Raw genomic sequence first — 23,248 nt, forward strand, 5'->3', positions numbered from 1 at the left:
CCCTCGCGCATGAGCGCGGCGACGCCGTCGCCATCGCCCTCGCGCTGCCAGCCCCGGCCGCACGCCGCACGCTAAAATGCGCGGATGATCGCCAATACCGCCGCCTACCATTTCGTCGCCATCGCCGATCCCGACGCGCTTGCAGCGCTATTGCAGGACCGGGCGCAGGCCGGCGCCTTGCGCGGCACCATCCTGGTCGCAGGCGAGGGCATCAACCTGTTCCTGGCCGGCGCGCCGGAGGCGATCGACGACTTCTACGCGCAGTTGCGTGCCGACCCGCGCTTCGCCGCGCTGCGGGTCAAGACCAGCAGCAGCGCGCAGCAACCGTTCGCGCGGCTGAAGACCAAGGTCAAGCCGGAGATCATCAGTTTCCGCCGCGATGCCGCCTCGCCGCTGGCCGCCGAACGCGCCCCGGCAGTGGCGCCGGCCACGCTGCAGCGCTGGCTGCGCCAGGGCCACGACGACACCGGCCGCCGCGTGGTACTGCTGGACACGCGCAACGCCCAGGAAGTGGACTACGGCACGTTCGCGGGCGCGCTGACCCTGCCGATCGTCAAGTTCACCGACTTGCCCGAGGCGCTGGCGCCGCATCGCGCCGACCTGGCCGACGCCACCGTGGTCAGCTTCTGCACCGGCGGCATTCGCTGCGAGAAGGCGGCGCTGTGGATGCGCGCCGACGGCATGGACAACGTGCTGCAACTGGACGGCGGCATCCTCGGCTATTTCGAGGAAGTGGGCGGCGAGGGCTACGCCGGCCGCTGCTTCGTGTTCGACGAACGCGTGGCGTTGGACCCGCAGCTGCAGCCGCTGGTGGATGTCGCGGCGCCGGTGAGCGATTGATTGCCGCGGCAGGGATTGGGGAGTCGGGATTGGGGATTGGCAAAGGCGGTCTGCCACGCGACTGACCAAAAATTTGCGCTCTGCAAGCTGGGTCGCCGCCGCGTCATATCAGCGCCTCAAAGGAATCCTCTCTAGCGAATCCCCAATCCCCAGCGACGAATCCCGTAAAACGGGTCTGGCCTGGCAAGCGCCCGGTCAGCGCTCCGAGCCGTAGTGTTCTCCAGGAGCAGGAAGCCAGTGGCGCGATGGCGCACTCGGCCCCTCTGGCAAGGCAGAAGCCGCTTTGGCGAATCCCCAATCCCGAATCCCCAATCCCAACGCCGTCAGGCGTACTGCATCTTGCGCGTCATCCCGCCATCGACCACGAAGTCCTGGCCGGTCACGAACCCGGCATCGCCCGACAGCAGATACACCGCCAACGCACCGATATCCTGCGGCGTGCCGACCCGGCCGGCCGGATGCTGCGCATGGTCCTGCCGCGACAGCGCCGGCTTGCGCCGCGCGCTGGGCTTGCGCCAGGCATCGGTGGCGATCCAGCCGGGGCTGATGCAGTTGACCCGCACCGCCGGCCCGGCGCTGATCGCCAGCGCATGGGTGAAGGCCAGCAGGCCGCCTTTCGCCGCCGCGTAGGCTTCGCTGTCGGGTTCTGATTGGTGGGCGCGGGTCGAGGCGATATTGACGATCGCGCCGCCGCCGGGGCTGTCGCGGAGTGCCGGCAGCGCGTGCTTGCTGCACAGGAAGGCGCCGCCCAGACTTGCGCCCAGGCGCCGGTTCCATTCGCGCAGCGCCAGGCGCTCCAGCGGGCCGCTGTGCGGATCGGCGACGCCGGCATTGTTGACCAGGCCGTCGATGCGGCCGAACTGCGCCAGTGCTGCGTCGACGAAGCGCCGCACGCCGGCTTCGGCGGCCACGTCCAGGCGCCGGAACAACACCCGGTCGCCGGCATCGAGTTCGGCGACGCAGGCGCGCCCGGCCTCGGCGTCCAGATCGCCGAACGCGACCCGGCCGCCGGCGCCCAGCACCGCCTGCACCACGCCGCGGCCGATGCCCTGCGCGCCGCCGGTGACCAGGATCACGCGGTCGCGCAGCGGCAGGGCGGGGGTGGTGGGTATCGGCGGGATCAGGGACATGGCGGACGACCGTGCGGGGCGGGAGTACAGCGTAGCCAGGCGGCCGTGCAGTCGGCGTTGCCGTCGTCGCGGCTGTGTGTGGGTGTCGACAGACAGCGGGGCGCCCGTACCCTCATCCGCCCCTTCGGGGCACCTTCTCCCGGAGGGAGAAGGGGGCGCTGGCTTGCTTGAGCCCCTCTCCCACCGGGAGAGGGGTTGGGGTGAGGGTACGTCCGCACGCAAACCCTGGCGCAGCCATGCCGCCACCGCAAATCAGCGTTCCGGCCCCGGCCGCTGCAATCGGCCCGTCCGTCCCCATTTCCACTGCATCGCTTTGCAGGAACCCGCTCTCCATGATGCCGATCTCCATCCTCGATCTCGCCCCGGTCTGCGAAGGCAGCGACACCACCCAGGCCTTCTCCAACATGCTGGACCTGGCGCAGCACGCCGAGCGCTGGGGCTATCACCGCTACTGGCTGGCCGAGCACCACAACATGCCCGGCATCGCCAGCGCCGCCACCGCGGTGCTGATCGGGCACGTGGCCGGCGGCACGCGCCGGATCCGGGTCGGTGCCGGCGGCATCATGCTGCCCAACCACGCGCCGCTGCAGGTGGCCGAGCAGTTCGGCACGCTGGCCTCGCTGTATCCAGGGCGCATCGACCTGGGCCTGGGCCGCGCGCCCGGCACCGACCAGGCCACGGCGCGCGCCTTGCGCCGCTACTTCGACAGCGCCGACCAGTTCCCGCACGACGTCGCCGAGCTGCTGCGCTATTTCGAGCCGGCCGAACCCGGCCAGCTGGTGCGCGCTGTGCCCGGCGCCGGCATCGAGGTGCCGGTGTGGCTGCTCGGCTCCAGCCTGTTCAGCGCGCGCCTGGCGGCGACGCTGGGGCTGCCGTTCGCGTTCGCCTCGCACTTCGCCCCGGATGCGATGGACGAGGCGCTGGCGGTCTACCGGCGCGAGTTCCGCCCCTCGGCGCGGCTGCGCGATCCTTACGCGGTGCTGGCGTTGAACGTGGTCGGCGCCGAGTCTGCGGACGCGGCACGTCGCCTGTTCACCACCCAGCAGCAGAGCTTCGTCAATTTGCGCCGCGGCCGCCCGGGGCTGATCCCGCCGCCGATCGACGACATCGAGGCGTTCTGGCAGCCGCACGAGAAGGCCGGCGTGGAGCGCGCGCTGGCCTGCACCGTGCTCGGCGATGCGGCCGAGGTCGCGCGCGGCATGGCCGCGTTCGTCGCCCGCCATCGCCCGGACGAACTGCTGCTGACCGCCAACATCCACGACCACGCGGCGCGGCTGCGCTCGTTCGCGATCGCCGCCGAGGCATGGACCCAGGCGGCCGCCGCATAGGCATCGGCAGGCGTGGCCACGCACTGCACGGCCGCGTCTGGACTACCTTGGCGCGCAGCGTAGACAAGTCGCGGCGACAGCGGCGGTTTTCACTTCGTCTTGCCGGGGCCTTGGATCAGATTCGGATGGCGTGCCAGGGGCTGGCGCGCACGTGGCGGCAGGACCCGGCATCGCGCCGGTCGGCGCCACGCATCAATGGATCGAAACAGGGGGCGTCACATGGAATCCGAGTACCTGCCGCCGGCCGCGCGCGGCTGCGGCCTGGAGGCCGTCTTGCATCAGCTCGCGCTGCAACTGCAACGTCTGCAACGCGCGCCGGACGCCGCCGGGGCGACGCAGCCGATGCGCAGGCAGGTGTTCGCCGAAGCGTCGGTCGCGGAGTAGCGCTGCGTCGCGCCAGAAGCGTGCCCGAGGCGCGCGGCACCGCTTCGGCGCGAACTTTTTCGGTGGGGAGCGCGGGCTACAGCTTGTGCATCCACTCGCGGCTCAGGTCCACCACCTGGTCCGAGGCCAGGCCCAGGCCGAACGCCACCGCGATGCCGCCCAGCCACGACACCAGCATCAGGCCGCCGTCGCGTTCCAGCAGGGCCAGCGAGAACAGCAGCAGCATCGCGCCGAACGCGTAGTTGGTGAACGGGATTGGCAGCGACAGCAGGATCCCCAGCACCACCAGCAGCAGGCCGCTGAACGCGCGTGCCGGCAGCGTCTCGACCAGCGCCGGCAGGCGCGGCTTGAGCAACTTGTCCAGCCGCCGCAGCCACGGTGCGATGCGCCCGACGAAGCGCTGCATGGTGCGCCGGCGCGGGCCGCGTTCGCCGATGAAGCGCGGCAACCAGGGCTTGCGCAGGCCGATCAGCATCTGCGCGCCGATCAGCGTCACCAGCGGCCCGCTGAGGCCGCCGGCCAGGCCCGGCACCGGCAGGAACGCCGGCAGGATCGCCACGAACAGGAACACGCCGAACGCGCTGTGCTGCAGGTCGGCCAGGATCGTGCGCAGCCGCAACTGCTCGTCCGGATCGCCGAGCAGGAAGGTGTCGAGCAGGGTGCGGATGCCTTCGGCGCTGTAGCCGTGGCCGGGCTCCGCGTCGGGCGCGTCACCCGGTGATGTCATCGCTGTTCTCGTCCTGCAGCTTGCTCAGCAGCAGCTTGTCCACGCGCGCGCCGTCCAGGTCGACGATCTCGATGCGCCAGCCGGCCCAGTCGAAGAACTCGCCGGCGTGCGGAATGCGGCCGAAGTAGTAGATGCACAGGCCGGCCAGGGTGTTGTAGTCGCCTTCCTCAGCGTTGGGCAGTTCGGCGCCGCCGAGCAGCTCGCGCAGATCCTCGATCGCCAGCGAGCCGTCGATCAGCAGCGAGCCGTCGGCGCGGGTCACCACCAGCGCGTCCTCGTCGGCGTTGTCCACCGACTGCAGGCGCCCGACCACCGCGCCCATCAGGTCGCTGATCGTGACCAGGCCCTGGATCTCGCCGTACTCGTCCACCACCAGCGCCATCGACTGTTGTTCCTCGCGGAAGATCTCCAGCAGCTTCATCGCGTGGGTGGATTCGGAGACGAACAGGGTCTCGCGCAGGCTCTGGAACAACTGGGTGGCATCACCGTCCATGCGCGTGACCAGCGATTTCACTTCCAGCACGCCGGCGATGTCCTGGTCGCTGCCGCGGTATACCGGATAGCGCGAGAACTCGTGCTCGCGCATGGTCTGGAAATTGCGCTCCGCCTCGGCGTTGGCGTCGAGCCAGGCGATGCGGTTGCGCGGCGTCATCAGGCTGTCGGCGGTGCGGTCGCCCAGGCGCATGACCCGGTTCATCATGTCGCGCTCGTGGCTGTCGATCACGCCGGCCTCGTGGCTCTCGGCCACCAGCATGCGGATCTCCTCTTCGGTCACCGACGCCGATTGCTCGTTGCCCAGGCCCAGCACCCGCAGCACCAGCCGGGTCGAGCGCGACAGCACCCACACCGCGGGCGCGGCGACGAGCGCCAGCCAGCCCATCGGCACCGCGACGAAGCCGGCGATGACTTCCGAGCGGGTCAGCGCCAGGCGCTTGGGCACCAGTTCGCCGAAGATCAGCGTCAGGAAGGTGATCAGCACGATCGCCAGGGTCTTGCCGATCACCGCCGAGTACGGCTGCGGCTGCCCGATCAGGCTGAAGGTGGCCGACAGCGCCGGGAACAGCGATTGCAGCTTGGTCGCGATCGCCTCGCCGATGGCCTCGCCACCGAACACGCCGGTCAGGATGCCGATCGCGGTGATGCCGATCTGCACGGTGGATAGGAAGTTTTCCGGATTCTCGGCCAGCGCCAGCGCCTTGGCCGCACGCGTGCTGGATTGCGCCATCTGTTTCAGGCGGCTCTTGCGCGAGGTCATCAGCGACATCTCGGACATCGCGAAGAAGCCGTTCAGCAGCACCAGGGCTGCCACGACCAATAATTCAAGCATGCGCGCGCTCCCTGGCGGCAAGGGAAGCGGGGACATGGGCGCCGAGGCGGCGCGGGGGAGGGGGGCTAGGGTGGTCGTCCATAGGGTGCGCCTAGCGACGGCGCGGCTGCATGGTAGCAAACCCGGGTGGCGGCCGCGTCCACGCGACGCCGACCCGCTGCCGCCGGTCGCCCGATTCCCCCGTTTTGTCAGCAAACGGTCATAATTCCGCCCCGGTGCCGTCCCTCCCGCGACGGCGGGATTGCGTTTCATGTTCTCGTTGCAGACCATCTTCGGTTCCGGCAAGCAGTTCTACACCCTGCTCGACGAAGCGGCGCAGGCCGCCTACGACAGCACCAAGGCGCTGCATTCGATGATGCGCGCATCGTCGGACCGGCAGCCGGCGCTGGACGCCTTCAAGCTGGCGCGACTGCGCGAGCGCGCCGCCGCCGACAAGATCGGCCAGGCGCTGGTCGACAGCTTCATGACCCCGATCGAGCGCGAGGACATCGAGGCGCTGGGCTCGGCGCTGTACAAGATCCCCAAGCAGGTGGAGAAGTTCGCCGACCGCTATTCGCTGGCGGTGCAGCACCTGGAGCACATCGACTTCGCCCCGCGCGCGGCGATGCTGGAACAGGCCGCGGCGGTGGTGGTGGAGATGGTCCACGACCTGCGCAACATGCACCTGGACCGGATGAGCGCGCTCAACGACAAGCTGCGCTCGCTGGAGAACGAGGCCGACCGGCTGATGCTGGAGCTGTACCGCGACATCTACTCCGGGCGCCTGGACAACCTGCAGATGTTCCTGCTCAAGGAATTCTTCGAGATCCTGGAGAAGGCCATCGACCGCTGCCGCGAGGCCGGCGTGGTGGTCTACCAGATCGTGCTGAAGAATTCGTAATGGGCACGGTCCGGATCCGCTGCATGCGCGGCTGCGCCGCCATGCCCGCCGCCGCGGCCGCCATGGGTGAGGCGAGGAGCGCACGATGCTGACGCTGGTCCTGATCGTGATCCTGGCCGCGCTGGTGTTCGAGTTCATCAACGGCTTCCACGACACCGCCAATTCCATCGCCACGGTGGTCGCGACCAAGGTGCTCAGCCCCGGCTGGGCGGTGATCCTGGCCGCCGGCATGAACCTGATCGGCGCGCTGACCGGCACCGCGGTGGCGATGACCATCGCCTCGGGCCTGCTCAACACCGACGTGGTGACGGTCACCCCGCAGGTGATCCTGTGCGCCCTGCTCGGCGGCATCGTCTGGAACCTGATCACCTGGTGGAAAGGCCTGCCGTCCTCGTCCTCGCACGCCTTGATCGGCGGCCTGTGCGGCGCCGGCCTGGCCGCGGCGCACAACAACTGGGGCGCGCTGATCTGGTCGCAGAACGTCGGCGACTGGGCCAAGAACAAGGGCCTGCTGTGGAAGGTGTTCGTGCCGATGATCACCTCGCCGATCGCCGGCTTCCTGCTCGGCATCGCGGTGATGCTGCTGCTGTGGGCGATGATCGCCGGGCTGTCCAAGGTCGGCGGCCGCATCGGCCGGCTGGCGCGGCCGCGCTGGGTCAACGCCTTCTTCGGCAAGGCGCAGATCGCCTCGGCCGCGTACATGGGCTATGCGCACGGCCACAACGACGCGCAGAAGACCATGGGCATCATCGCCATGACCCTGGTCGGCGCGCAGAGCACCGGCGCGCTGGACGAGCTGCCGTTGTGGCTGGCGTTCCTGCACCCGGCCGCCAGTCAGGGCCAGGGCATCGCCACCTGGATCGTGCTGACCTGCGCGGTGGTGATGGCCGCCGGCACCGCCTCGGGCGGCTGGAAGATCATCAAGACGCTGGGCCACAAGATGGTCAAGCTGCACCCGATCCACGGCTTCGCCGCGGAAACCAGCTCGGCGACGATCCTGACCCTGGCCGCGCACTTCGGCATGCCGGTGTCCACCACCCACAGCATCTCCACCGCGATCATGGGCGTGGGCTTCGCCAAGAACCCGCGCTCGCTGCGCTTCGGCGTGATCGAGCGCATCGTCTGGGCCTGGATCCTGACCATCCCGGCCGCTGCCGGCGTGGCGTATTTGATTTTCCGATTGTTTGCGCTGTTTGGTTGGACGTGAGGGATTGGGGAGTCGGGATTAGGGATTCGTAAAAGCGGGTCTGGCGCGCGCCGAAACCCCGCTCTTGCCAATCCCGAATCCCCAATCCCGAATCCCGGCTAGTTGGCCCGATACATCGCCAGCACATCCCCGCGCAGCGCGCGCTGGCTGTCGGCGCGGTTGTAGAACATGTGCCCGCCCGGATAGTTCTTGACCTGCACCCGGCTCGGGTCGTTGCCCATCACCGGCATCTGGTCCACGGTCAGCACCGAACCCATGAACGGGCAAGAAAGGTCGTTCCAGCCGTGCACGATCAGCACCCGCAGCTTGGGGTCGATCGCCACCGCCTGGCGCAGCTCGGTCACCGAGCCCTTGCGCAGTTCGTCGTTCCAGTCCCACAGCTTGTTCACGTCGTAGTTCAGCGCCTGGTAGCGCGCGTCCACCTTCCAGCCGACCACGCGGGTCACGAAATCGACCATCGCGGTAGTGGTCGGGGCGATGATGCTGTCCAGCAGCGGATCGTTGGCGCGCTGCTCGGGCGCGTTCGGGAACGGGTCGAACGCGGTGACGTTGGAGTCGTAGCGGCTGCCGAGTTGGCCCTTGTCGCGGAACACTTCGCGCAGGTAGGCCTGGGTTTCCAGGCGGCCGCCAGCGCGGCGCACATAGACCGGGTCCAGCCCGGTCATCGTCGCCACCTGCTGGATCATGCGTTCGCTGCCGGCCGCGTCCGAGCGCCCGCGCAGCAGCGCGGTGACGTAGTCGCCGCGGGTGTAGTCGATCACCTGGCGCATCGCCTCCGGGGTCAGTCGCTGCTCGCGCTCCAGGTGCGCGGCGGCGATCGAGGGCAGGGTCAGCATCCACGCCAGCGGCGACACGTCGCCGTTGTCGTCCAGGGTCGGGTTGAGGTACGGCGAGACCAGCACCACGCCGTTCATCGCCACGCCCAGCTGGGTCTGCAGGTAATGGGTGATGCGCGGCCCGCGGAAGCCGCCGTAGCTCTCGCCGACCAGGTACTTGCGCGACTGCAGGCGCTGGTTTTTCAGCAGCCAGTCGTAGATCGTGCGCGACAGGTATTCGATGTCGGCCTGCGGGTTGTAGAACAGCTTCTTGGCCTGCTCGTCGGCGACCCGCGAACGGCTGAAGCCGGTGCCGACCGGATCGATGAACACCAGGTCGGTGAAGTCCAGCCAGGTGCCGGGGTTGTCGTGCAGCGTCGCCGGCGCCGAGGCGCTGTCGCCTTCGCTGCCGAAGGTGACCACCTTCGGCCCGATCGCGCCCAGGTTGAGGTACACCGAGGCCGCGCCGGGGCCGCCGTTCAAGGCGAAGGTCACCGGGCGGTCCTTGCCGTCCACGGTGTAGGCGGTGAACACCACGTCGGCGACGGTCTTGCCCTGCGCGTCCTTCACCGGCAGCGTGCCGACCGTGGCGGTGTAGCTGAGCGACTTGCCGTCCACGTGTGTGACCTGGCGCACCTTCGCATCGGCCGGCAACGCGGCCGGCCTGGCCGGCTCGGCGCTGTCGGCCTTGTCGGTTTTGTCTGGCTTGTCGGCAGCGTCGGCATCGGCGGCGAGTGCGGCGGAGATCGGCAGGACGGCCAGCAACAACGCCGCCAGCAGCGGCTTGGACAGGTTCGGCACGGGGAGGGCGCTCGGCAGAAGGGAAGCCGGCATGCTAGGCCGCGGCGCGGCGCGCGCGGATGTGCACAAAGGCATGGTCGGCGCGCAGCGCAGTGCTCGATGGCCCAGGCCGCCATGCTCCGCTCCAACCGAATCGCGAGCCCGTCACCAGTGGCAGCGCGGGCAGCGCATGGAATCTATCGGGCTGGGCCAATCCCCAATCCCGAATCCCCAATCCCGGCTCCTCAGACCTCCAGCGACGCCAGGTCGCCCTTGGTCTCCAGCCACTGCTTGCGATCGCCGGCGCGCTTCTTGGCCAGCAGCATGTCCATTAGCGAACCGGTCTCGTCGCCGTCGGCGATGGTCAGCTGCACCAGCCGCCGCGTGTCCGGGTGGATGGTGGATTCGCGCAGCTGCTGCGGGTTCATCTCGCCCAGGCCCTTGAAGCGGGTCACGCTGAGCTGGCCCTTGATCTTCTCGCGCGCGATCTTCTCCAGCAGCGAGCGCTTCTCTTCCTCGTCCAGCGCGTAGAACACCTGCTTGCCCACATCGACGCGGAACAGCGGCGGCATCGCCACGAACACGTGGCCGGCCTTCACCAGCGTCGGGAAGTGGCGCAGGAACAGCGCGGTGAGCAGGGTGGCGATGTGCAGGCCGTCGGAGTCGGCGTCGGCCAGGATCACCACCTTGCCGTAACGCAGCCCGCTGATGTCGTCCTTGCCCGGGTCGCAGCCGATCGCGATCGCCAGATTGTGCACTTCCTCGGAGGCCAGCACGCTGCCGGAGGCCACTTCCCAGGTGTTGAGGATCTTGCCGCGCAGCGGCAGGATCGCCTGGAAATCCTTGTCGCGCGCCTGCTTGGCGCTGCCGCCGGCCGAGTCGCCTTCCACCAGGAACAGCTCGGTACGCGACAGGTCCTGGCTGATGCAGTCGGCCAGCTTGCCGGGCAGCGCCGGGCCGGAGGTGACCTTTTTGCGGGTGATCTGCTTTTCGGTTTTCAACCGTGCGCTGGCGCGATCGATCGCGATCTGCGCGATGCGCGTGCCGGTTTCCACGTTCTGGTTCAGCCACAGGCTGAAGGCGTCGTGCGCGGCGCCTTCGATGAAGCCGGCGGCCTGGCGCGAGGACAGGCGTTCCTTGGTCTGGCCGCTGAACTGCGGGTCGGTCATCTTCAGCGACAGTACGAAGGTGACCCGGTCCCAGACGTCTTCCGGCGCCAGCTTGACCCCGCGCGGCAGCAGGTTGCGGAAGTCGCAGAACTCGCGCAGCGCATCGGTGAAGCCGCTGCGCAGGCCGTTGACGTGGGTGCCGTGCTGCGCGGTCGGGATCAGGTTGACGTAGCTTTCCTGCACCAGTTCGCCGTCGGCGACCCAGGCCACCGCCCAGTCGACGATCTCCCGGTCCTTCTTCAGGTTGCCGACGAACAGGTCGGCCGGCAGCAGCTCGCGCTCGGCCAGCTCGCCCTTGAGGTAGTCGCGCAGGCCGTCCTCGAAGTACCAGGTGTCCTGCTCGCCGGTGGCCTCGTCGTGCAGCTTCACGGTCAGGCCGGGGCACAGCACCGCCTTGGCGCGCAGCAGGTGGCGCAGCGCGCGCACGGCGAACTTCGGTGTGTCGAAGTACTTCGGATCGGCCCAGAAGCGCAGGCGCGTGCCGGTGTTCTTCTTGCCGACGCTGCCGACGATCTCCAGCTTGGAGGCGGGGAAGCCGTCGCCGAATTCCATCCGGTATTCGTTCCCGTCGCGCTTGATGAACAGCTCCACCTTCTTCGACAGCGCATTGACCACGCTGACGCCGACGCCGTGCAGGCCGCCGCTGAAGGTGTAGTTGCGGTCGTTGAACTTGCCGCCGGCGTGCAGCCGGGTCAGGATCAGTTCGACGCCGGAGATCTTCTCTTCCGGATGGATGTCCACCGGCATGCCGCGGCCGTCGTCGGAGACCTCGCAGCTGCCGTCCTTGAACAGGGTCACCTCGATGTGCCGGGCGTGGCCGGCCAGCGCCTCGTCGACGGCGTTGTCGATGACTTCCTGCGCCAGGTGGTTGGGGCGTGCGGTGTCGGTGTACATGCCCGGCCGGCGCTTGACCGGGTCCAGGCCAGAGAGAACTTCGATGTCGGCGGCGTTGTAGCGGGTATTCATGCGTCTCAACAGGTGGCGCGAAGCAGATCCGGAAGTGTGCGGTGTGCGGCGGCTTTTTGCACGTCGCCGGTGTTCAGGGCCAGTGCCGTGGCGGCGCGCTAGCCTTGCACTGGAAAATCCGCGACGGCATCCCCATTGTCGTTGCAGCCTTACACAGGAGTACGCCATGAACGTTCGCAAGCTGTTGACCCTGGCCGCGCTGGTCGCTGCTGCGGTGGCCATCCCGGTCGCGATGGCCCAGGCGCAGAGCCCCGATCCGGCCACCTCCGGCGCCGCCGCCTACGAGGCGCAGGTCGCGAAGGAGAAGGCCGAGGCCGATGCCAAGGCCAAGCGCCGCGCCGCTGCGGCGGCCGAGCACAAGGCCGGCAAGGACGCGGCTGCGCCGAAGAAAGAGGAAGAAGAGGAAGCGCGCAAGCCCTGAGCGCGCGCCCTGTTGCGACCTGCGACGCCCCGGCTGATGCCGGGGCGTCTTCTTTTTGTGGAGCCGATCGGTCCGAAAGCGCTTGGGCAAATCGGCTTCACCCGTTAAACTATGGCTTTCCGGGAGGCCTTCGAGCCATGACCCCCCTGATCTTCGTTACCGGCGGCGTAGTGTCCTCGCTTGGCAAGGGCATCGCGGCCGCTTCGCTTGCGTCCATTCTCGAAGCACGTGGCCTGTCGGTCACGATGATGAAGCTGGACCCGTACATCAACGTCGACCCGGGCACGATGAGCCCGTTCCAGCACGGCGAGGTGTACGTCACCGACGACGGCGCCGAGACCGACCTGGACCTGGGCCACTACGAGCGCTTCGTGCGCACCCGCCTGTCGCGCAAGAATTCGGTCACCACCGGCCGCATCTACGAGAACGTGATCCGCAAGGAGCGTCGCGGCGACTATCTCGGCGCCACCGTGCAGGTGATCCCGCACATCACCGACGAAATCCGTCGTTGCGTGGACGAAGCCACCGCCGGATTCGACGTGGCGCTGGTGGAAATCGGCGGCACCGTCGGCGATATCGAGTCGCTGCCGTTCCTGGAAGCGATCCGCCAGGTGCGCACCGAACGCGGCGCCGAGCGCGCGCTGTTCATGCATCTCACCCTGGTGCCGTACATCGCCGCCGCCGGCGAGTTGAAGACCAAGCCGACCCAGCACTCGGTCAAGGAACTGCGCTCGATCGGCATCCAGCCGGACGTGCTGCTGTGCCGCTCCGAGCAGGCGATTCCGGATTCGGAGCGGCGCAAGATCGCGCTGTTCACCAATGTCTCCGAGCGCGCGGTGATCAGCGCCGCCGACATCGACGTGCTCTACGGCATGCCGCTGGAACTGCACCGGCAGGGCCTGGACGAGATCGTCATCGACCAGTTCAAGCTGCGCGACAAGGTCGGCCCGGCCGATCTGTCCGAATGGGAAGCGGTGGTGGACGCCACCAAGCATCCGCTCGACGAGGTCACCATCGCCGTGGTCGGCAAGTACGTGGACCATCAGGACGCGTACAAGTCGGTCGGCGAGGCGCTCAAGCACGGCGGCCTGCGCCAGCGTACCAAGGTCACCTTGAAGTGGCTGGAGGCGCAGGAGCTGGAAGGCAGCGACCTGTCGGCGCTGGCCGACGTGGACGGCATCCTGGTGCCCGGCGGCTTCGGCGATCGCGGCTTCGAAGGCAAGGTGCTGACCTCGCGCTATGCGCGCGAGCACCGCGTGCCGTACTTCGGCATCTGCTATGGCATGCAGGCAGCGGTGGTGGACTACGCGCGCCATGTCGCCGGCCTGGACGGCGCCAACAGCACCGAAAACGACCGCCAGTCGCCGTATCCGGTGATCGGCCTGATCACCGAGTGGCGCACCGCCAGCGGCGATGTGGAGAAGCGCGACGAGAAGTCCGATCTGGGCGGCACCATGCGCCTGGGCCTGCAGGAACAACGGCTCAAGCCCGGCACGCTGTCGCGCGAGATGTACGGCAAGGACGTGGTGTCCGAGCGCCATCGCCATCGCTACGAGTTCAACAACCGCTACCGCACCCAGCTCGAGGACGCCGGCCTGGTGATTTCCGCCAAGTCGATGGACGACACCCTGGTGGAAATGGTCGAACTGCCGCGCGAAGTGCATCCATGGTTCCTGGCCTGCCAGGCGCACCCGGAATTCCTGTCCACGCCGCGCGACGGCCATCCGCTGTTCATCGGCTTCGTGCGCGCCGCGCGCGAGAAGAAGGCTGGCGGCAAGCTGTTGAAGGAAGCGCGCGCCTAACTTCCTTCTCCCATCGGGAGAAGGTGGCGCGAAGCGCCGGATGAGGGTACGTGCGCAGCCTCGCGCGCCTGAATTCCTCAAGGCTTCGCCCGTACCCTCACCCCAACCCCTCTCCCAATGGGAGAGGGGCTCAACTCCATAGGCGGTGTCATGAATAGGGCGGCGGCAAGTTATCAAAGCAAGCAGCAGCCTGATTCATTCCTTCTCCCATCGGGAGAGGATGCCCCGCAGGGGCGGATGAGGGTACGGACGCAGCCTCGCGCGCCTGAATTCCTCGAAGCTTCGCCCGTACCCTCACCCCAACCCCCTCCCAATGGGAGAGGGGCTCAACCCAATAGGTGATCCGATGAAACTGTGTGGCTTCGAAGTCGGCCTGGACCAGCCGCTGTTCCTGATCGCAGGCCCGTGCGTGATCGAGTCGATGCAGCTGCAGCTGGACGTGGCCGGCAAGCTCAAGGAGATCACCGGCAGGCTGGGGATCAACTTCATCTTCAAGTCGAGCTTCGACAAGGCCAACCGTACTTCCGGCACCAGCTTCCGCGGTCCCGGCCTGGAAGAAGGGCTGAAGGTGCTCGAGGCGGTGAAGAAGCAGATCGGCGTGCCGGTGCTGACCGACGTGCACGAATACACGCCGATGCACGAGGTCGCGGCGGTGGTCGACGTGCTGCAGACGCCGGCGTTCCTGGTGCGGCAGACCGATTTCATCAAGAACGTCTGCGCCGCCGGCAAGCCGGTCAACATCAAGAAGGGCCAGTTCCTGTCGCCGTGGGACATGAAGCCGGTGGTGGACAAGGCCAAGTCCACAGGCAACGAGCAGATCATGGTCTGCGAGCGCGGCGCCAGCTTCGGCTACAACAACCTGGTCAGCGACATGCGTTCGCTGAGCGTGATGCGCGAGACCGGCTGCCCGGTGGTGTTCGACGCCACCCATTCGGTGCAGTTGCCGGGCGGGCAGGGCAGCACCTCCGGCGGCCAGCGCGAGTTCGTGCCGGTGCTGGCGCGCGCAGCGGTGGCGGTGGGCGTGTCCGGCGTGTTCGCCGAGACCCATCCGGATCCGTCCAAGGCGCTGTCCGATGGCCCCAATGCCTGGCCGCTGGACCGCATGGAAGAATTGCTGGAAACGCTGATGGAACTCGATGCAGTGACCAAGAAGCACGGGTTCGCACGCTTCGCATGAGGTCCGACCCATGGGCGCTGGCGGCGTCGCGCCGGCAGCGCCGGCACTGGCGCCATTGGCCCTGGGGCTGGGTGGCGTTGGCCCTGTCGATCGGTGTCTGGGCCTGTCTGGCCGTCATGGCCTTCCTGGTCGCCGCCAGCATTGGCATGCCGGGCGACGGCAGCCACGCAATGCAGGCCACGCGGATCCCGATGCTGGTCACGCTGGTGGCGGGCGCGCTGCTGACCGTGGCGTGCCTCATCGCCAGCCCGGCGGCGTTCTGGCTGCGTCGCCAGCCTGTCGCAGCGGCCATCGCGCTTGCGCTGCTGCTGGTGTTGTTGCTTCTGTTTGGCTTGTCGGCGCTGGGCTTGAGGGCCTAGCGCCGCGCTGGCCGGCCCGTCGCGCGTCTCAGCCCCTTGCGATTTGGCAACGGGCCGGTGTACGGCGATAATCCGGCAGCTTGTTTCCGGTGTACTTTCCCCCTTACTGGTAACCGATCGGACCTATGACCACTATCGCCAAGATCCACGCCCGCGAGATTCTCGATTCCCGCGGCAATCCCACGCTCGAAGCGGAAGTCACGCTGGCCGACGGCTCGCTGGGCCGCGCCGCGGTGCCGTCGGGCGCTTCCACCGGCACCAAGGAAGCGGTCGAGCTGCGCGATGGCGACAAGACCCGCTACCTGGGCAAGGGCGTGCGCAAGGCGGTGGAGAACGTCAACACCACGATCGCCAGCGCGTTGCAGGGCTTCGACGCTGCCGACCAGCAGGGCCTGGACCGGCGCCTGATCGACCTGGACGGCACCGAGAACAAGGGCCGCCTTGGCGCCAACGCGCTGCTCGGCGTGTCGCTGGCCAACGCGCATGCGGTCGCCGCCTCGCGCAAGCAGGCACTGTGGCAGTACCTGGCAGGTGCCAACACCGCCAACGTCGCGCTGCCGGTGCCGATGATGAACATCATCAACGGCGGCGCGCATGCCGACAACAACGTCGATTTCCAGGAGTTCATGGTGCTGCCGGTCGGTGCCGCATCGTTCTCCGAAGCGCTGCGCGCCGGCACCGAGATCTTCCACGCGCTCAAGGCGGTGCTGAAGGGCCATGGCCTGTCCACCGCGGTCGGCGACGAAGGCGGCTTCGCGCCGGACTTCCGCAGCAACGTGGAAGCGCTGGACACCATCCTCGAGGCGATCGGCAAGGCCGGCTACACCGCCGGCGAAGACGTGCTGCTGGGCCTGGACGTGGCCTCCAGCGAGTTCTACGACAACGGCAAGTACCACCTGGTGGGCGAGGGCAAGCGCCTGACCAGCGAGCAGTTCGTCGACTTCCTCGCCGACTGGGCCGCGCAGTACCCGATCGTCAGCATCGAGGACGGCCTGGCCGAGGACGACTGGGCCGGCTGGAAGCTGCTGACCGACCGCCTCGGCAGCAAGGTGCAGCTGGTCGGCGACGACCTGTTCGTGACCAACCCGAAGATCTTCAAGCAGGGCATCGAGTCCGGCACCGCCAACGCGATCCTGATCAAGGTCAACCAGATCGGCACCCTGACCGAGACCCTGGAAGCGATCGCCATGGCCGACGCCGCCGGCTACGCGGCGATCGTCTCGCACCGTTCCGGCGAGACCGAGGACACCACCATCGCCGACATCGCCGTGGCCACCACCGCCACCCAGATCAAGACCGGCTCGCTGTGCCGCAGCGACCGCGTGGCCAAGTACAACCAACTGCTGCGGATCGAGGAAGCGCTGGGTAGCGGCGCGCGCTACGCGGGGCGCGACGCATTCGTCTCGCTCAAGCGGTAAGCCGTGCGCAACTGGCGCTGGCTGCTGCTGGTGCTGGCGGGACTGCTGGCGTGGCTGCAGTACCGTTTCTGGCTCGGTCCGGGCAATTCCGGCGAAGTCCTGGTGCTCGAGAGCCAGGTCGAGCACCAGAAGCGCGATAACGAAGGCCTGCAGCAACGCAATGCCGCACTCGCCGCCGAGGTCAAGGACCTCAAGGACGGCGAGGCGGCGATCGAGGAACGCGCGCGCAGCGAGCTGGGCATGATCAAGCCGGGCGAGAAGTTCTACCGCGTCGTCGAGGATGCGCCGGTGCCCGTCGCACCGGCCGCCGACGGCACGCCGGCGCAGGCGCCGGCCCCGCCGAGCGAGCAACCCTGATGGCCACGGTCTGGGCGGTGGTGCCGGCCGCCGGGCGCGGCACCCGTTTCGGCAGTCCGCTGCCCAAACAGTATCTGCAGGCCGGCGGGCAGCCGTTGATCGCGCATGCGCTGCAGGCCTTGCTGGCGCATCCGGCGGTGGCCGGGGCGATGGTCGCGATCGGCGCCGACGATGCCGATTGGCCGGGCTGGAACGAACTGGACGGCAAGCCGGTGCTGACCTGCGTCGGCGGCGCCAGCCGGGCCGGCTCGGTGCTGGCCGCGTTGCAGGCATTGCCGGACTCGGTCAAGGCCGACGATTTCGTGCTGGTGCACGATGCGGCGCGCCCGAACCTGGCCCTGGCCGACCTGGACCGGCTGCTGGAAACCGGGCGCGGCGATCCGGTCGGCGCGATCCTGGCCGCACCGGTGCGCGACACGCTCAAGCGCGCCGGCGACGACGGCGGCATCGACGCCACCGAGCCGCGCGAGCGCCTGTGGCGCGCGCTGACCCCGCAGTTGTTCCGGCGCCTGCAGCTGACTCGGGCGCTTGAACAGGCCGCGGCCGCCGGCGTCGAGGTCACCGACGATGCGATGGCGATGGAGTTGCTGGGCCTGCGGCCGTTGCTGGTCGAGGGTGCCGAGGACAACTTCAAGGTCACCACCCCGGCCGACCTGGCGCGCTTCGAGTTCGAGCTGTTTCTGCGCGCGCGGCAGCCGTGAAGCGGCCGCGCCGCGCTGCGGCCTCGCGCCGCCGATGCCTTTCCTTTTTCCTTTTTTGATCTGCGATGCCTATGCCTGACTTTCCTCCCTTGCGTATCGGCCAGGGCTACGACGTGCACGCCTTCGGCGACGGCGACCACGTGATGCTCGGCGGCGTGCGCGTGCCGCATACGCGCGGCGTGCTCGCGCACAGCGACGGCGATGTGGTGATCCACGCGCTGTGCGACGCACTGCTCGGCGCGCTGGCGCTGGGCGACATCGGCCAGCATTTCCCGCCGTCCGATGCGCGCTGGAAGGGCGCCGACAGCGCGCAGTTCCTGAGCCATTGCGAGCAGCTGTTGCGCGAGCGTGGCTGGCAGCTCGGCAACGCCGACGTCACCGTGATCTGCGAGCGGCCCAAGGTCGGCCCGCATGCGCTGGCGATGCGCGAACGTCTGGCCGAGTTGCTGCAGGTCGGCATCGAGCGCGTCAGCGTCAAGGCCACCACCAGCGAGCAACTCGGCTTCACCGGCCGCGGCGAAGGCATCGCGGCGCAGGCGGCGGTGCTGCTGGTGGCGCTGTGAGCGACTTGCCGCGTGCATTCGGCGCCGCGCCGTTGCAGGCGCGCCTGCGCAGCGTGGCCGAGGATTTCCAGGTCGACGAAATGCCCGCGTTCGAGCCGAGCGGCGAGGGCGAGCACCTGTTGCTGACCGTGCGCAAGCGCGGCATGAACACCGCCTTCGCCGCGCGCCGCCTGGCGCAGTGGGCCGGCGTGGCGGAGATGGCGATCGGCTATGCGGGCATGAAGGACCGCCATGCGGTCACCACGCAGCGCTTCTCGGTGCACCTGCCCAAGCGCGTGGCGCCGGCGCTGGAGGCGCTGCACAGCGAGGACCTGCAGGTCGTGCAGTCGCAATGGCACAACCGCAAGCTGCCGCGCGGCGCGCTGGCCGGCAACGGCTTCGTGCTGGTGTTGCGCGAGGTGCGCGGCGAGCGCGCCGCGATCGAGGCGCGGCTGGCGCAGATAGCCGCGCGCGGCATCCCCAACTGGTTCGGCGAACAGCGCTTCGGCCGCGACGGCGGCAACGTCGGCAACGCGCTGGCGATGTTCGGCGGGCGCCGGGTGCGGCGCGAGCAGCGCTCGCTGCTGCTGTCGGCGGCGCGCTCGGAACTGTTCAACCGGGTCCTGGCCGCGCGCGTGGTGGCGGGCAACTGGGATGCCCCACTGGACGGCGAGGTGTGGCTGCTCGACGGCAGCCGCAGCGTGTTCGGCCCGGAGCCCTGGTCCGAGGTCCTGGCCGAGCGGCTGCAGCGTTTCGACATCCACCCTTCGGCGCCGTTGTGGGGCGCGGGCGAGTTGCGCAGCGCCGACGCGGCGCGCGCGCTGGAACTGGCCGCGCTCGAGGATGCGACGTCTGTGCGCTTGCGCGAAGGCCTGGAGCGCGAAGGCCTGAAACAGGAACGGCGCGCCACCCGCTTGCGCGCGGCCGAGCTGCAGTGGTGCTGGCTGGACACGCACGAGGACGTGCTGGAACTGCGTTTCACACTGCCGCCGGGCAGCTACGCCACAGCGCTGCTGCACGAGCTGGGCGATGTCGTCGATGCCGGGCAGGACGCGCAGGCCGAGCCGGCAGCGCAGGAGTGAGTCGCGCGGCGCCGTTTCAGCGCCGCGCCAGCAACACCAGCATCGCTCCGGTACCGCCTTGCGTGGGCGGCGCCGAATGGAACGCCAGCACGTCGTTGCGCTGCCGCAGCAGGCGGTCGACCAGATTCTTCAGCAGCGGGATACCGCCGGACTGCAGGCCCTTGCCGTGGACGATGCGCACGCAGCCGAACTCGTGCGCATGCGCCTCGGCGATGAACTGGCGCAGCAGCGCCTCGGCCTGCGTCGCGTTGGCGCCATGAAGGTCCAGTTCGTCCTGGGCGGAGAACTGGCCGCGGCGCAGGCGCTGGAACACCCGCGCCGGCACGTTCTCGCGGCGGTAGCTGGCCACGTCGCCGGCCTCCAGCGGCGCGCTGTCGCGCAGCAGGCGCTGGAATTCGCTCTGCGCTTCGGCGTCGTCGCGCTCGGCCATGCGCGCGCGCGGCTTTGGCCGCGGCTTGGCATTGGCCGGCGGCGTCGCGTTGAGCGGCGTGACCGCGCCGATCGCCGCACGGAACAGGGCGGCGGGATCTTCGTCTTCGGGATGCGACATGGCGCACAGCGTAACCCGCCAGTCACGCGGCGCAAGCAGCGCAAGCCGTGCATGAGGGCGGAAGGCGAGGGACGCATCCGGTATCATGGTCGGGTTATCCGAGGAGTCCCATGCGCGTACTAGTGAGCAACGACGACGGCGTCGACGCCCCCGGCATCAAGATGCTGGCCGAGCAACTGCGCAGCGCGGGCCACGAAGTGACCGTGGTCGCGCCCGACCGCGATCGTTCCGGCGCCAGCAACTCGCTGACCCTGGATCTGCCGATCCGGATCAAGCGCATCGACCCGCAAACCTGCAGCGTCGCCGGCACGCCCACCGACTGCGTGCACCTGGCGCTCACCGGCATGCTCGACGAAGAACCGGACATGGTGGTCTCGGGGATCAACAACTCGGCCAACCTGGGCGACGACGTGATCTATTCGGGCACCGTCTCGGCGGCGATGGAAGGCCGCTTCCTGGGCCTGCCTGCGGTGGCGATGTCGCTGGTCACCCACAACCACGAACCCAAGCACTTCCAGACCGCTGCGCGCGCCGCGGTGGAAATCGTGGCGCGGCTGAAGGCCGATCCGCTGCCGGCGGACACCATCCTCAACGTCAACGTGCCGGACCTGCCGTGGGGCGAGATCAAGGGCTTCGAGGTCACCCGGCTCGGCAACCGCCACCGCTCCGAACCGTGCCTGCCGCAGCCCGACCCGCGCGGCGGCACCGTGTACTGGATCGGCCCGGCCGGCCGCGAGCAGGACGCCGGCCCCGGCACCGATTTCCACGCGGTGCGCACCGGCTTCATCTCGATCACCCCGATCCAGGTCGACCTGACCCGCTACCAGGCGCTGGAGACGGTCGCCAGCTGGGTCGGCGGCCTCACCGCCGCGCTGGACAACCCGGCATGACCCCGCGGCTGCGCCTGCAACCGGAAGCGATCGGCATCGGCATGACCTCGCAGCGCGTGCGCGACCGCCTGGTCGAGCGCCTGCGCGAGTCCGGTATTCGCGACGAGGCCGTGCTCAACGCGGTGCGCACGGTGCCGCGGCACCTGTTCATCGACGAGGCGCTGGCCTCGCGCGCCTACGAGGACACCGCGCTGCCGATCGGCCACGGCCAGACCATCTCGCAGCCGTGGGTGGTGGCGCGGATGACCGAGACCGTGCTTGAGGCGGCACCGAAGAAGGTGCTGGAAGTGGGCACCGGTTCCGGCTACCAGGCCGCGATCCTGGCCGCGCTGGGGCTGGAGGTCTATACCGTGGAACGCATCGGCGACCTGCTGCGGCAGGCGCGCAAGCGCTTGCGCCAGCTCGGCATGAACGTGCGCAGCAAGCACGACGACGGCCGCATCGGCTGGGCCGAGCACGGCCCCTACGATGCGATCGTGGTCACCGCCGCAGCGCCGGCGCTGGTCGACGCGTTGGTCGAGCAGCTGGCGCCGGGCGGCTGCCTGGTGGCGCCGGTCGGCGGCCCCTCGTCGCAATCGCTGGTGCGCCTGCGCCGCGATGCCGAAGGCCGCATCGAACAAGACATTCTGGCGCCGGTGACCTTCGTCCCGCTGCTGTCGGGCATGCTGGATTGAAGCACCCTGGATTGAAGCACCGGAGCTGTATTGGATGAAGATATTCGGGCCGTTGTACGAACGCGCCATCGGGTGGTCGCGCCACCGCCGCGCGCCGGCGTTCCTGACCGGGCTCAGCTTCGCCGAGGCGATCGTGTTTCCGGTGCCGCCGGAGGTGATGCTGGCGCCGATGTCGCTGGCGCAGCCGCGGCGCGCGCTGTGGTTCGCCACGTTGAGCCTGATGGGCTCGCTGGCCGGCGCGCTGGTTGGCTACATGCTCGGCCATTTCGCCTTCGCCGCGGTGCAGCCGTTGATCGAATGGCTGGGCTGGACGCAGAAGATCGATGCGCAGGTGAGCCATCTTCGCGAGGTGGTCGCCGAGTCGCCGTGGCGTGCGTTCTGGCTGCTGGTGCTGGCCGGTTTCACCCCGATCCCGCTGAAGATATTTACCTGGGCCTCAGGCATCGTTGGAATCCCGCTGCTACCGTTCCTGGCGAGCATGTTGGTCGGTCGCGGCAAGCGCGTGTATCTGGTGGCCGGCGCGATCCGCCTCGGCGGGCCGCGTGCGGAAGCCGCGTTGCGGCGCTGGATCGAACCGCTCGGTTGGGTCGCGATGGCGATCCTGGCGCTGCTGGTGGTGTGGGTCATATGGAGAGCGAAGTACGGATGAGCGTCGATCGGGTGGTGCGCAACGGCCTGCGTTGCAGCGTGTGGTTGCTGGTAGCGGCAGGACTGGGCGCGTGCAGCAGCGCCACCGTGGTGCGTACGTCCGGAGCGCCCGGCAAGCCCAGCGCTTCGGCGCCACGGCCGTCGGTGCCCAAGCCCGGGGTCAGCGCGACCGTGCGCCGTGGCGACACGCTGTACGCGATCGCCCGCGTCAACAACATCAATCCGCAGGACCTGGCCGCCTGGAACCGGCTGCCGCCGCCGTACACGATCTACCCCGGGCAGTCGCTGAAGCTGTATCCGCCGGGCGGCGGCAGTGGCAGCGGCACGGGGGGCGCGCGGCCCGGCAGCACTGCGGTAGCGCCGCCGAGTTCCGCCGGAACCGCCGTGCGGCCGCCGGTCGCCACGCCGACGCCGGTGAGCAGCGGCTTCAGCTGGCGCTGGCCGGCCGACGGTGCGGTGGTCAGCCGCTTCGTGGTCGGCGAAACCACCAAGCAGGGCGTGGACATCGCCGGCAGCAGCGGCCAGGCGGTGCGTGCCGCCGCCGATGGCGTGGTGGTGTACTCGGGCGCCGGCCTGGTCGGCTACGGCGAACTGATCATCATCAAGCACAACGAGCAATGGCTGTCGGCCTACGGCCACAACCGCAAGCGCCTGGTCAACGAAGGCCAGAACGTGAAGGCCGGCGATCAGATCGCCGAGATGGGCCACAGCGGCGCCGCACGCGACATGCTGCACTTCGAGATTCGCTACAACGGCAAGCCGGTCGACCCGCTGCTGTACTTGCCGAGCAAGTAATCGCCACTTCGGCAGTCGGGCGGATCCCCGGCCCGGCGCAACGCACCGGGCGCTCAGCGGCGCGCGGTCCGGTGGACCGCAAGCGGCCCCCTTCGCCCACTACAACGGCAAACCGGTCGACCCGCTGCTGTACTTGCCGCCGAAATAATCCGGTGTTCATTGCGCGGCCGAATCCGCGGCGCAGCGCGTAACCGTTGCCATTTTGCTTTTGTAGGAGCGGCTTCAGCCGCGACAGGGCATTACCTGTGATGGTCGGTCGCGGCTGAAGCCGCCCCTACA

24 protein-coding genes are annotated in these 23,248 nt (G+C 68.9%); 18 read left to right on the plus strand and 6 right to left on the minus strand.

Features of this window, described 5'->3' with window-relative positions; all coding sequences use genetic code 11:
- Nucleotides 1–84: 84 nt before the first annotated feature.
- Nucleotides 85–840: a sulfurtransferase gene (locus tag HEP75_RS10480; RefSeq protein WP_185826383.1), complete on the plus strand. Its 756-nt coding sequence runs from the start codon at nucleotides 85–87 to the stop codon at nucleotides 838–840.
- 323 nt (nucleotides 841–1,163) lie between these two features.
- Here the strand turns inward: HEP75_RS10480 and HEP75_RS10485 are convergent, their stop codons facing one another.
- Nucleotides 1,164–1,970 carry an SDR family oxidoreductase gene (locus HEP75_RS10485; protein ID WP_185826384.1) on the minus strand — a complete coding sequence of 269 codons (807 nt, stop codon included), beginning with the start codon at nucleotides 1,968–1,970 and terminating at the stop codon, nucleotides 1,164–1,166.
- Nucleotides 1,971–2,302: 332 nt separating this feature from the next.
- On the opposite strand from HEP75_RS10485, the gene HEP75_RS10490 reads away from it, so the two are divergent.
- Nucleotides 2,303–3,298, plus strand: coding sequence for an LLM class flavin-dependent oxidoreductase (locus HEP75_RS10490; RefSeq protein WP_185826385.1), 996 nt, complete (start codon nucleotides 2,303–2,305; stop codon nucleotides 3,296–3,298).
- Nucleotides 3,299–3,517: 219 nt separating this feature from the next.
- Complete coding sequence (locus HEP75_RS10495) at nucleotides 3,518–3,682, plus strand: hypothetical protein (RefSeq protein WP_185826386.1); 165 nt, start codon at nucleotides 3,518–3,520, stop codon at nucleotides 3,680–3,682.
- 76 nt (nucleotides 3,683–3,758) lie between these two features.
- Here HEP75_RS10495 and HEP75_RS10500 read toward each other — a convergent pair whose 3' ends face one another.
- Both HEP75_RS10500 and HEP75_RS10505 read right to left on the minus strand, forming a co-directional pair.
- Nucleotides 3,759–4,409, minus strand: coding sequence for an exopolysaccharide biosynthesis protein (locus HEP75_RS10500; protein WP_185826387.1), 651 nt, complete (start codon nucleotides 4,407–4,409; stop codon nucleotides 3,759–3,761).
- A complete protein-coding gene (locus HEP75_RS10505) occupies nucleotides 4,393–5,736 on the minus strand; it encodes a hemolysin family protein (RefSeq protein WP_185826388.1) in 1,344 nt (447 codons plus the stop codon). The genes HEP75_RS10500 and HEP75_RS10505 overlap by 17 nt, the downstream gene beginning before the upstream one ends.
- A 250-nt stretch (nucleotides 5,737–5,986) precedes the next feature.
- Here HEP75_RS10505 and HEP75_RS10510 point away from each other — a divergent pair, with 250 nt between their 5' ends.
- Together HEP75_RS10510 and HEP75_RS10515 are read left to right on the plus strand one after the other, a co-directional pair.
- Nucleotides 5,987–6,616, plus strand: a complete 630-nt coding sequence (locus HEP75_RS10510; RefSeq protein ID WP_185813085.1) for a DUF47 family protein — start codon at nucleotides 5,987–5,989, stop codon at nucleotides 6,614–6,616.
- Between the two features lie 85 nt (nucleotides 6,617–6,701).
- A complete protein-coding gene (locus tag HEP75_RS10515; RefSeq protein ID WP_185826389.1) occupies nucleotides 6,702–7,823 on the plus strand; it encodes an inorganic phosphate transporter in 1,122 nt (373 codons plus the stop codon).
- Nucleotides 7,824–7,921: 98 nt separating this feature from the next.
- On the opposite strand, the gene HEP75_RS10520 is transcribed toward HEP75_RS10515, so the two are convergent.
- Both HEP75_RS10520 and parE read right to left on the minus strand, forming a co-directional pair.
- Entirely contained in the window at nucleotides 7,922–9,472 is a 1,551-nt protein-coding gene (locus HEP75_RS10520; RefSeq protein ID WP_185826390.1) for a S10 family peptidase, read from the minus strand.
- 191 nt (nucleotides 9,473–9,663) lie between these two features.
- Nucleotides 9,664–11,553, minus strand: coding sequence for a DNA topoisomerase IV subunit B (gene parE, locus HEP75_RS10525; RefSeq protein ID WP_185813082.1), 1,890 nt, complete (start codon nucleotides 11,551–11,553; stop codon nucleotides 9,664–9,666).
- Nucleotides 11,554–11,719: 166 nt separating this feature from the next.
- On the opposite strand from parE, the gene HEP75_RS10530 reads away from it, so the two are divergent.
- The 9 genes from HEP75_RS10530 (at nucleotide 11,720) to truD (ending at nucleotide 19,412) form a co-directional block, all read left to right on the plus strand.
- Nucleotides 11,720–11,974 carry a hypothetical protein gene (locus tag HEP75_RS10530; protein WP_185826391.1) on the plus strand — a complete coding sequence of 85 codons (255 nt, stop codon included), beginning with the start codon at nucleotides 11,720–11,722 and terminating at the stop codon, nucleotides 11,972–11,974.
- A 137-nt stretch (nucleotides 11,975–12,111) separates the two neighbouring features.
- The gene (locus tag HEP75_RS10535) at nucleotides 12,112–13,776 is read left to right on the plus strand and encodes a CTP synthase (RefSeq protein ID WP_003474007.1); all 1,665 of its coding nucleotides are present in this window, start codon (nucleotides 12,112–12,114) and stop codon (nucleotides 13,774–13,776) included.
- 346 nt (nucleotides 13,777–14,122) lie between these two features.
- A complete protein-coding gene (gene kdsA, locus HEP75_RS10540; protein ID WP_185820291.1) occupies nucleotides 14,123–14,953 on the plus strand; it encodes a 3-deoxy-8-phosphooctulonate synthase in 831 nt (276 codons plus the stop codon).
- A 77-nt stretch (nucleotides 14,954–15,030) separates the two neighbouring features.
- Nucleotides 15,031–15,312, plus strand: coding sequence for a hypothetical protein (locus tag HEP75_RS10545; protein ID WP_345776776.1), 282 nt, complete (start codon nucleotides 15,031–15,033; stop codon nucleotides 15,310–15,312).
- Between the two features lie 125 nt (nucleotides 15,313–15,437).
- Complete coding sequence (gene eno, locus HEP75_RS10550; RefSeq protein ID WP_185826393.1) at nucleotides 15,438–16,730, plus strand: phosphopyruvate hydratase; 1,293 nt, start codon at nucleotides 15,438–15,440, stop codon at nucleotides 16,728–16,730.
- Between the two features lie 3 nt (nucleotides 16,731–16,733).
- Nucleotides 16,734–17,087, plus strand: a complete 354-nt coding sequence (gene ftsB / locus HEP75_RS10555; RefSeq protein ID WP_185820288.1) for a cell division protein FtsB — start codon at nucleotides 16,734–16,736, stop codon at nucleotides 17,085–17,087.
- The gene (gene ispD / locus HEP75_RS10560; protein ID WP_185826564.1) at nucleotides 17,084–17,788 is read left to right on the plus strand and encodes a 2-C-methyl-D-erythritol 4-phosphate cytidylyltransferase; all 705 of its coding nucleotides are present in this window, start codon (nucleotides 17,084–17,086) and stop codon (nucleotides 17,786–17,788) included. The genes ftsB and ispD overlap by 4 nt, the downstream gene beginning before the upstream one ends.
- A gap of 71 nt (nucleotides 17,789–17,859) precedes the next feature.
- On the plus strand, nucleotides 17,860–18,351 hold the full coding sequence (gene ispF, locus HEP75_RS10565) for a 2-C-methyl-D-erythritol 2,4-cyclodiphosphate synthase (RefSeq protein WP_185826565.1): 492 nt from the start codon (nucleotides 17,860–17,862) through the stop codon (nucleotides 18,349–18,351).
- Nucleotides 18,348–19,412 (plus strand): tRNA pseudouridine(13) synthase TruD, encoded by a 1,065-nt coding sequence (gene truD / locus HEP75_RS10570; RefSeq protein WP_185826394.1) that lies wholly within the window; start codon nucleotides 18,348–18,350, stop codon nucleotides 19,410–19,412. Before ispF ends, truD begins: the two co-directional genes overlap by 4 nt.
- 16 nt (nucleotides 19,413–19,428) lie before the next feature.
- On the opposite strand, the gene HEP75_RS10575 is transcribed toward truD, so the two are convergent.
- Complete coding sequence (locus tag HEP75_RS10575; protein ID WP_185813076.1) at nucleotides 19,429–19,962, minus strand: Smr/MutS family protein; 534 nt, start codon at nucleotides 19,960–19,962, stop codon at nucleotides 19,429–19,431.
- Nucleotides 19,963–20,072: 110 nt separating this feature from the next.
- Between HEP75_RS10575 and surE the strand changes: the two genes are divergently transcribed.
- From surE to HEP75_RS10595, 4 genes are read left to right on the plus strand one after another with little or no spacing between them, the layout of a single operon-like run.
- Nucleotides 20,073–20,852, plus strand: coding sequence for a 5'/3'-nucleotidase SurE (gene surE, locus HEP75_RS10580; RefSeq protein WP_185826395.1), 780 nt, complete (start codon nucleotides 20,073–20,075; stop codon nucleotides 20,850–20,852).
- Nucleotides 20,849–21,526, plus strand: a complete 678-nt coding sequence (locus tag HEP75_RS10585) for a protein-L-isoaspartate(D-aspartate) O-methyltransferase (RefSeq protein WP_179564149.1) — start codon at nucleotides 20,849–20,851, stop codon at nucleotides 21,524–21,526. The genes surE and HEP75_RS10585 overlap by 4 nt, the downstream gene beginning before the upstream one ends.
- Before the next feature lie 34 nt (nucleotides 21,527–21,560).
- A complete protein-coding gene (locus tag HEP75_RS10590; RefSeq protein ID WP_185813073.1) occupies nucleotides 21,561–22,175 on the plus strand; it encodes a YqaA family protein in 615 nt (204 codons plus the stop codon).
- Nucleotides 22,154–22,969: a peptidoglycan DD-metalloendopeptidase family protein gene (locus tag HEP75_RS10595; protein WP_185826396.1), complete on the plus strand. Its 816-nt coding sequence runs from the start codon at nucleotides 22,154–22,156 to the stop codon at nucleotides 22,967–22,969. Before HEP75_RS10590 ends, HEP75_RS10595 begins: the two co-directional genes overlap by 22 nt.
- The last annotated feature ends 279 nt before the right edge of the window (nucleotides 22,970–23,248 follow it).

The sequence above is a fragment of the Xanthomonas sp. SI genome, from assembly GCF_014236855.1.
Classification (GTDB): domain Bacteria; phylum Pseudomonadota; class Gammaproteobacteria; order Xanthomonadales; family Xanthomonadaceae; genus Xanthomonas_A.